At 41.3% G+C, this 8,930-nt stretch carries 8 protein-coding genes and 1 rRNA gene; 1 reads left to right on the plus strand and 8 read right to left on the minus strand.

Features of this window, described 5'->3' with window-relative positions; translation table 11 throughout:
- The first annotated feature begins 32 nt into the window (after window positions 1–32).
- On the plus strand, window positions 33–1,364 hold the full coding sequence (locus tag FTU45_RS13565; protein WP_180076574.1) for an anthranilate synthase component I family protein: 1,332 nt from the start codon (window positions 33–35) through the stop codon (window positions 1,362–1,364).
- Between the two features lie 119 nt (window positions 1,365–1,483).
- On the opposite strand, the gene hisC is transcribed toward FTU45_RS13565, so the two are convergent.
- The 8 genes from hisC to rrf all read right to left on the minus strand — a co-directional run.
- The gene (hisC, locus tag FTU45_RS13570) at window positions 1,484–2,575 is read right to left on the minus strand and encodes a histidinol-phosphate transaminase (protein WP_180076575.1); all 1,092 of its coding nucleotides are present in this window, start codon (window positions 2,573–2,575) and stop codon (window positions 1,484–1,486) included.
- 151 nt (window positions 2,576–2,726) lie between these two features.
- Window positions 2,727–4,028, minus strand: coding sequence for a histidinol dehydrogenase (hisD, locus tag FTU45_RS13575; RefSeq protein WP_081273097.1), 1,302 nt, complete (start codon window positions 4,026–4,028; stop codon window positions 2,727–2,729).
- Window positions 4,029–4,214: 186 nt separating this feature from the next.
- Entirely contained in the window at window positions 4,215–4,916 is a 702-nt protein-coding gene (hisG, locus tag FTU45_RS13580) for an ATP phosphoribosyltransferase (protein ID WP_004646025.1), read from the minus strand.
- Window positions 4,916–6,172: a UDP-N-acetylglucosamine 1-carboxyvinyltransferase gene (gene murA, locus FTU45_RS13585; RefSeq protein ID WP_005172524.1), complete on the minus strand. Its 1,257-nt coding sequence runs from the start codon at window positions 6,170–6,172 to the stop codon at window positions 4,916–4,918. The genes hisG and murA overlap by 1 nt, the downstream gene beginning before the upstream one ends.
- A gap of 7 nt (window positions 6,173–6,179) precedes the next feature.
- A complete protein-coding gene (ibaG, locus tag FTU45_RS13590; protein ID WP_004730742.1) occupies window positions 6,180–6,431 on the minus strand; it encodes a BolA family iron metabolism protein IbaG in 252 nt (83 codons plus the stop codon).
- Window positions 6,432–6,564: 133 nt separating this feature from the next.
- Window positions 6,565–6,897 (minus strand): ribosome hibernation-promoting factor, HPF/YfiA family, encoded by a 333-nt coding sequence (gene hpf / locus FTU45_RS13595; RefSeq protein WP_100355882.1) that lies wholly within the window; start codon window positions 6,895–6,897, stop codon window positions 6,565–6,567.
- A gap of 185 nt (window positions 6,898–7,082) precedes the next feature.
- Window positions 7,083–8,534 carry an RNA polymerase factor sigma-54 gene (locus FTU45_RS13600; protein ID WP_180076576.1) on the minus strand — a complete coding sequence of 484 codons (1,452 nt, stop codon included), beginning with the start codon at window positions 8,532–8,534 and terminating at the stop codon, window positions 7,083–7,085.
- 288 nt (window positions 8,535–8,822) lie between these two features.
- Window positions 8,823–8,930, minus strand: a 5S ribosomal RNA gene (gene rrf / locus FTU45_RS13605); the annotation flags it as partial.

The raw sequence follows: 8,930 nt of genomic DNA on the forward strand, positions 1-8,930 counted from the left end.
ATAGCGAGTCATATTGAACTCTGCTTAACTGAATGACCGAAGCTCTCTATCATCGCCCCTTAAAATTTAAATCACCTCTGGTTGCAGATGTATTATCCGCATTAAAGACATTGGGGCATCTGGTGTATTTAAATAATAATGGTCAGCCTTTTATTGCCTGCTGTGCTCAAGAATATTTTATTGTGCAGCAATCACATATTCAGTCGTTTCAAAGAGTGGGAATTGAACAATATCAACTCAGATTATCTGAGTTTAGTTTAGAAATTGATGCATTAAGAAATCCTCACAAGACTGGATTTCATGGAGGTTATGTCGGTTTTGTTGGCTATGATTATGCGGCTCAGCAATATATTCAGTATCCGGACCGCTCTCAACCTGGTTTATTTATTGGTCAATTTTCTTCCTATATTAAACCAAGCTCTGAGGGATGGATGTTCTATAGTGATGATCCAGAGGCAGAGCAGATCTTCGATTATATTCAGAACTTACTTAATCAAAATAAAATTCGTCCGACGTTTCAGTTAATAAGCCCTTGTACTTCACGCTGGACCAAAACGGTCTACAGCAAGGCATTTCAGAAAATTCAGGATTATATTATTGCAGGTGACTGCTATCAGATTAATCTGACACAAGAATTTAATGGTCGCGCACAAGGTTCCCTCTTAGCAACCGCCCAAGCCTTCTGGACATTAACCGAAGCGCCTTATGCGGGTTATTTGCGTATTGGTGATTTTGAATTATTAAGCTGCTCACCCGAGTTGTTCATTGATTTTGAAACGAAGCGAAAAATTATTACCAAACCGATTAAAGGCACAATGCCCCGTTTTACTGATCCAGTGCTCGATGAACAATCCAGACAGACCCTAAAAGCCTCAGAAAAAGATCAGGCAGAAAATGTCATGATTGTGGATTTATTACGTAATGATTTAAGTGTTTATGCCGAAACAGGCTCGGTCAAAACACCGAAATTATTTAGTATTGAAAGCTTCAATCAAGTTCATCATATGGTCAGTGAAGTTGAAGCGACTTTAAAAGCAAATATCAATCCTTTTGAAGTACTCATGTCTGCTCTTCCAGGTGGCTCAATTACAGGCGCACCCAAAATTCGGGCCATGCAGATTATTGAAGAACTTGAGGGTACACCACGTGGTGCTTACTGTGGTTCTATGGGCTATTTCAATTTCGATGGCACTGGCTCCTGGAATATTCTGATTCGCTCGATTCAAAAGTATCAGGAAGATATTTCTTTATGGGCCGGTGGTGGTATTACCATTTCTTCAGATTGTGATGCGGAATATCAAGAATGCTTTGATAAGGTTTCAGCGATGCTTGATCTGTTAAATACCTGGTATCAGCCTGAATAAATAAAAAGTGAATTTTAAGATTCGCTTTTTACTACAAATCTCCCCCTTGCGCAGCAATGCTTCTCACCTTTAATAAAGGTGAGAATGCCTCCCTTTAAAACGGGAGGCTAGAAAGGATTTTAATTACACAAAATCTCATTTTTTAGCGTATCTACTAAACGCTGATTTTGCTCATCTGTACCAATCGTAATACGCAAGAATTGATTAATACGAGGTTTGTTGAAATAACGCACGATAATACCACGCTCACGTAACTCACTCGCGAGCTCACCTGCATCTTTAGATACGAATGTGGCAAAAATAAAGTTTGCACTCGAAGGTAATACCTTAAAACCAAGCTCATTCAGCTGAGCTACCAACTTTTCACGACTGGCAATGACTTTATGATTTTGTGCTTCAAAGTATTCCTGATCTTCAAAAGAAGCCACCGCTGCCGCAATGGCAAAACGATCCATCGGATAAGAGTTGAAACTATTTTTGACTGCTTCAAGTGCTGCAATTAAATGTGGCTGAGCAATGGCAAAACCCACACGTAATCCTGCAAGAGAACGCGACTTCGATGTAGTTTGACATACCACTAAGTTTTCGTATTTCTCAACCAGCTTGACTGCCGATTCAGCGCCAAAGTCGACATAGGCTTCATCAATCACCACCACTGAATCTGGATTGGCTTGCAGAATTTCTTCAATCGCAACCAAACCAAGATCAATACTGGTTGGCGCATTCGGATTAGTGATGATAATGCCGCCATTGGCTTGTTTATAATCATCTACCACAATTTCAAAGTCATCATTGAGTGGTAAAATTTTGGTTTTTACCCCAAAGAACTGACTATATACCGGATAGAAACTATAGGTGATGTCTGGATAAAGCAATGGCTGTTCTTGAACAAAGAATGCTTTAAAAATGTGCGCTAAAACTTCATCCGAACCATTCCCGACAAAAACCGTCTCTACAGGCACATGTTGCTGTTTCGCAATCGCCTGTTTAAGTTCAGATGCGTCTGGATCTGGATAAAGGCGCAAAACGTCAGCTGAATTGGCCAATACCTGCTGCACTGCCGCAACCACTTTAGGCGATGGCGGATACGGATTTTCATTGGTATTCAGTTTTAAAATATTCTGGATTTTTGGCTGTTCACCCGGCGTATACGGTTCTAATTCACGTACGTCAGGACTCCAAAAACGCATTTGTTCTGTGGTGATATTCATTTTTAAATTCTCAAAGTTCCCTCTCCTAACCTCTCTTACATTCACTTTAAAACAATGCTTAAAGCTCATTCAGAGAGAGGAATATTCATTCTTTATAATATTTCCCCTCTCCTTAGTAGGAGAGAGTTAGGGAGAGGTTTTATATTTTTAATTACTGGTAACGATAACGCGCCGATCTCGCATGCGCATCCAGATTTTCCTGCTGTGCCAAAATATCTGCTGTTTTCGCCAAGGTTTTAACACCCTCTTGTGAACACATGATCAGGCTTGATCGCTTCTGGAAATCATAAACCCCCAGCGGTGATGAAAAACGTGCTGTACCTGAAGTTGGCAAGACATGGTTTGGCCCGGCACAATAATCACCAATCGCTTCAGGGGTGTAACGACCCATGAAAATCGCGCCTGCATGGCGAATATCTTCTGCCATCTCTTGTGCTTCATCTAAACATAGCATGAGATGTTCTGGCGCCACTTGGTTAATCAGCTCAGCACCTTCAGCACGGTCTTTTACCAATACCAAAGCACCGCGGTTCTCAATTGAAGTACGTGCAATATCTGCTTTCGGTAATGCTTCTAAGTGTTTTTCAATCCACTTTTCAACAGCATCTAAAAGTGCTTCATCAGGTGTAATGAAAACGGCTTGTGCCACAGTGTCATGTTCAGCCTGTGACAATAAGTCCATCGCCAACCATTCAGCGTTATTCTCGCCTTCGGCATAGACCAGAATCTCAGAAGGGCCTGCAATCATATCGATACCGACCTGACCAAACACCGCACGTTTTGCTGCAGCCACAAACCGGTTACCTGGACCAGTAATTTTATCGACAGGTGGTACGGTTTCTGTACCATATGCGAGTGCTGCAACGGCTTGTGCACCACCAATCGTAAAGACACGTGTTACGCCAGCCAAATATGCAGCAGCCAATACCAATGGATTGAGTTCACCATTCGGGGCAGGCACCACCATAATAATTTCAGGGACACCCGCCACATGTGCAGGCACTGCATTCATCAGTACTGAGGATGGATAAGATGCCAGACCACCCGGCACATAAATCCCGACACGATCCAGTGGAGTCACTTTCTGACCGAGCGTATTCCCCAAAGCATCGACATAAGTCCAGCCATCTTGTTTTTGGGCCTGGTGAAACTCACGCACACGCGCTGCAGCTAATTCCAGTGCTTCACGAACTTCTGTGGTTAAACCTTCAAAGGCAGCTTTGAGCTGCTCTTGTGTCAGTTCTAGCTCTGAAAATTGATGCGCCGGATGTCGATCGAACTGTTGAGTGAGTTTAAGAACATGTGCATCACCATGCTGACGAACATCAGCAATAATTTGATCTACAGTTTTTAAAAGTTCAGGATCATTCACAGTCTCAAAAGCCAACAAGTCAGCAAATGCTTGCTTGAAGTTTTGATCTTGGGTCGATAAACGTCGCATCAATTTACCCATCAGGTTTGAATTCGAAGGCTTTAGTTTACCTGTTTTCTAGGCTTTTGTCGGCAGACATAGTGCTCTAGCTCTATGAGTTTTATTGAAAATAGCTTTGGGTAAAATTGATGAAAGGATTTAAATAGAATTTGACATGCAGAGAAATAAGAAACCGCCCAGATTGGGCGGTTTCTTAAGCAATCAATTTTAAGCCTGTTTTGCCTTTTCGCGTTCTTCCACTGCTTTTTCAAGCTGAGCCAGAATCGGATTTAACAAGGCTTGCTTACGTTTGAAGCTGGCTTTATTGACGATTAAACGTGAAGAGACTTTACAGATTTCTTCAAGTGGCTCTAAACCATTGGCACGTAAGGTATTACCAGTATCGACCACATCGACAATGTAATCGCCCAGACCGACCAATGGTGCAAGTTCCATTGAACCATACAGCTTGATCACATCGACTTGCTCGCCCAAGCTGGCATAGTATTGCCGGGTTAAATTCACATACTTGGTCGCAATTTTCAAACGACCTTTAGGACGCTGCATCCCGACTTTACCGGCTGTCATCAATTTACAAACCGCAATTTTCAGGTCTAATGGTTCATAGACGTTTTGCGCACCATGTTCCATCAATACATCTTTACCCGCTACACCAATATCGGCTGCACCATTTTCTACATAAGTCGGCACATCAGAAGCACGTAAAATTAAAATACGAACTTGTTTATGCGTAGTGGGGAAAATCAGTTTACGTGATTTATCCGGATCTTCCAGTAAATTAATCCCTGCTGTTTCAAGCAGTGGCAATGTTTCTTTTAAGATACGACCCTTACTTAATGCCAAAGTTAAACCATGATCAAAATTGCCCATTACGTCAAAGTTTGGATCATCGTTTCTCATATCGCTCATTAATTTACTCGCTTAATTTGGGCACCTAAACTTTGTAACTTTGCTTCTACATTTTCATAACCGCGGTCAATGTGATAAATACGGTCAATCAGTGTTTCACCTTCAGCGGCAAGTGCTGCCAGTACCAAAGAGAAAGAAGCACGTAAATCTGTTGCCATTACGGGTGCGGCAGAAAGTTTTTCTACCCCAGTTACGACAGCATCATTACCTTCGACCTGAATGTTTGCCCCCATACGGGCCAACTCAGGAACATGCATAAAACGGTTTTCAAAAATCGTTTCTGAAATTGTCGCAAAGCCTGCAGCAATGGCATTTACAGCCATGATCTGGGCTTGCATATCGGTTGGAAATTCTGGATGTGGCAAGGTCTGGAAGCTCACGGCTTTCGGACGTTTACCCAGCATATCTAACTCAATCCAGTCGTCGCCACGAGTGACTTCTGCGCCCATTTCTTCAAATTTATCCAGCACAGCTTCCATGAGAGATGGATCGGTGTGTGTGGTTTTGATACGACCACCTGTGATTGCAGCCGCCGCCAGATATGAACCCGTTTCAATCCGGTCAGCCACCACTGCATATTCACAGCCATGCAGACTTTCAACACCAGTCACGATTAACGTATCGGTATCCAAACCTTCAATTTTGGCCCCCATCTTGATCAGCATTTGCGCAAGATCAGTGATTTCAGGCTCACGTGCTGCATTGCGAATTGTGGTCACACCATCGGCCAAGACTGCAGCCATCAGAATATTTTCTGTACCACCGACAGTCACCATATCGAAAACGACTTCGCCACCTTTAAGACGGCCATCGACTTTGGCATGCACATAGCCTGCTTCAACTTCAATTTCTGCACCCAAAGCTTCCAACGCTTTTAAATGCTGATCAACAGGACGTGAACCAATTGCACAGCCACCCGGCAAAGACACTTTTGCACTACCATAGCGCGCCAATAAAGGACCAAGCACTAAAATAGAAGCACGCATGGTTTTCACGAGCTCATATGGTGCAAACTGGTTATCTAATGTCGAGGTATCCGCAGTAACGGTATCGCCTTCATAAGTCATGGTGATCCCAAGACCGGCAATCAGCTTCACCAATGTATTCACATCTTTCAGATCAGGAACATTTTTGAGCGTAATTGGCGTATCGGCAAGAATCATTGCTGCTAATAATGGAAGCGCGGCATTCTTAGCACCAGAAATACGCACTTCACCTTCGAGCTTGATACCGCCCTGAATTAAAAATTTATCCATTAATTTATTAAGCTCCAAATAAGCTTGCTTTGCGCCATTCTTCTTTTGTCATTGCTCGAATTGTCACTGCGTGAACTGCACCACTGGCAATATGGGCATTGAGAGGAGCATAAACAGCTTGTTGACGTGCAACTGGACGCTTACCTTCAAATTGATCATCCACAATACGGAGATCAAATTTTCCGCCCTGACCACTCACAGCAACATCCGCCTCGGGAAAAGCGGCTTCTAAAATTTCAGCGAGCTGTTCATTATTCATCACAAGACCTCTTATAGGACTAAGGGTGTAAAACGAGCCATTTTACTATAAATAGCAAAAATAATTCATGGATCCATACATTATATATATAAAAAAAAGAGGCTTTTAAAACCTCTTTTTCATCATTTGTCCTTTACAAAGCCAAAGCATGCTGCTGTAAATGCATTTCCCGATATCGATCGATCTGGCGTTTTAATTTTTCTGTCAGAAGTTTAATGGAAGTATACATATCATCTGCTGTGGCATGGGCAAAAAACTCGATGCCCGGCAATCGGATAATCGCTTCTGCGATATGATTACTACTGCCTTTTCTGGAGCGTTTATCAATTTGATGATCTTTAGAGAGTTTCACTTGCATACTATTCACCTGATCCAGGTGCTTCGTCATCTGTGAAAACTTGGTTTTTATACTTTCTTCAATAGCTGGCGTAATCGATAAATGATGTCCACGAATTGTTATTTGCATAGTTCTATCCCTCACCTTCGTTAGGATTAGAAGAGTCACAATATAAAATAATTTAAATACAGTAACTTATAAATAAAATATCCGTATTTTAAGTCCTGAATCAAATCACTTTTACTGATCCTCAAAAGAAAAAAAGATTCATTATGTTGTCATAATGAATCTCTAGAATAGCCAGATTTCAAATTTTAGATCAAGACTTTTCGTTCAGAAGATGAAGGAATATGTAACGATTCACGATATTTCGCCACTGTACGTCGTGCCACATCAATGCCCTCATCTTTTAACATATTAGCAATTGCATTATCAGACAGAGGCTTACGGGCATTTTCTTCGGAAATCAGTTTTTTGATTTTGGCACGAATAGCAGTAGAAGATGCTTCACCACCTGAAGTCGTGCCCACATGACTCGAGAAGAAATATTTTAATTCAAATAAGCCGCGCGGCGTCAGCATATATTTATTGGTGGTCACACGAGATACGGTCGATTCATGCAATTCTACTTCTTCGGCAATATCTCTTAAAACCAAAGGTTTCATCCCTTCAGCGCCAATTTCCAAGAACATTTTCTGATGTTCGACAATACAGGTTGCCACTTTTAATAATGTTTTATGCCGCTCATCAACGCTTTTAATGAAATTTTTTGCTTCTAGCATCTGGTTACGTAAATATTGATTATCGTCACTTTGATCTGCACGACGAATCATTTTGGCATAGAAAGGATTGACGCGTAATTTTGGCAGTACATCCGGATTTAAATTGACATGCCAAGCGTTATTCTTTTTCATGACCACAACATCTGGCACCTGATAATCCGATTCTTTATTTTCAAATTCCAAGCCCGGGTGAGGTTTCAGAGTTTTTAATAAATCTACCGCACAGCGTAACTGCTCTGGATTTAGCCCGGTTTGTTTAATTAATTTTGGCAGTTCATTACTAATCAGTAATTCATAATGTTGTAGAAGCTTGATTGCATCATTTCGGCAAGGCGTTGAGGCAGGTAAATGATCAAGCTGAACCAACAGACATTCTGCCAAACTTCTAGACCCTACACCCACCGGATCTAAACGCTGAATATGCTTTAATACGACCGCAACTTCATCATCTTCAATTTCCTCCTCACTCCCCATCAAGGATAGAAGATGTTGTACCGATGCAGTAATTTCAGTCAGCTCAGCATCTAAAAAGCCTTTGTCATCCAGGGAATCGACAATGCAATAAGCGATTAATTTATCAACCTGTGAAAAATTTAACAGGTTAATTTGCTCAAGCATATATTCCTGTAAGCTCTGATGCCCTTGACGATTGTCTTCGCGCTCTTCGAATTCAGCCGCACCTAAGCTGGTAGGTTGATGAGTATAGACATCATCCCAATCGGTATCTACAGGTAGGTCATCGGGAAGGTGATCCACATTGAGTTCATTAGTTAGATCTTTGTGTTCATTATTTGATTCAAGTGTCGATAAGCGTTCAAGGGTAATCTGTTCTTCAACTTTTTCTAATAGAGGGTTACTATCAAGTTGCAGTTGAACTTCTTGTTCCAGTTCCAGACTCGATAATTGTAATAGCCGAATTGCTTGCTGCAATTGTGGAGTTAATGACAGCGAGTTCGCAATTTTTAAGCCCACTGATAATCTCATTATAACCCCCTTAATTAAAAATCTTGTTCTATAAGCAATTTTTATGCCGTTTTAATTTTTATAACACAGTTTTACCAAAAAACATACGAACTGGCTTTCAAATTCTTATATTTCCCAAATTAATAATTCTCAAATATTTGATTTACAAGAACAAAAAATACCCATTAACGATTCCGCTAAGGGGTATTTTGAGTAAATTCAGAATATTATTTTTACTTTTTAATTTTGCTATAAATTCCGCGCACAAAAAAACACCCCCTGCTTATGCAGGGGGTGTTTCGAATAATGAGCTGGCGATGACTTACTCTCACATGGGTAACCCCACACTACCATCAGCGCAAAGAGGTTTCACTTCTGAGTTCGGGAAGGGATCAGGTGGTTCACTCTTGCTATTGT

The organism is Acinetobacter sp. YH12106 (assembly GCF_013418995.1).
Lineage (GTDB): Bacteria > Pseudomonadota > Gammaproteobacteria > Pseudomonadales > Moraxellaceae > Acinetobacter > Acinetobacter pseudolwoffii.

Excerpts from the sequence above, each read along its gene's own strand:
- murA (WP_005172524.1), bottom strand. The coding sequence starts at position 6,172 with ATGGATAAATTTTTAATTCAGGGCGGTATCAAGCTCGAAGGTGAAGTG.
- hisD (WP_081273097.1), bottom strand. The coding sequence starts at position 4,028 with ATGGGTAAATTGATGCGACGTTTATCGACCCAAGATCAAAACTTCAAG.
- FTU45_RS13565 (WP_180076574.1), top strand. The coding sequence starts at position 33 with ATGACCGAAGCTCTCTATCATCGCCCCTTAAAATTTAAATCACCTCTG.
- hisC (WP_180076575.1), bottom strand. The coding sequence starts at position 2,575 with ATGAATATCACCACAGAACAAATGCGTTTTTGGAGTCCTGACGTACGT.
- hisG (WP_004646025.1), bottom strand. The coding sequence starts at position 4,916 with ATGAGCGATATGAGAAACGATGATCCAAACTTTGACGTAATGGGCAAT.
- hpf (WP_100355882.1), bottom strand. The coding sequence starts at position 6,897 with ATGCAAATAACAATTCGTGGACATCATTTATCGATTACGCCAGCTATT.
- ibaG (WP_004730742.1), bottom strand. The coding sequence starts at position 6,431 with ATGAATAATGAACAGCTCGCTGAAATTTTAGAAGCCGCTTTTCCCGAG.
- FTU45_RS13600 (WP_180076576.1), bottom strand. The coding sequence starts at position 8,534 with ATGAGATTATCAGTGGGCTTAAAAATTGCGAACTCGCTGTCATTAACT.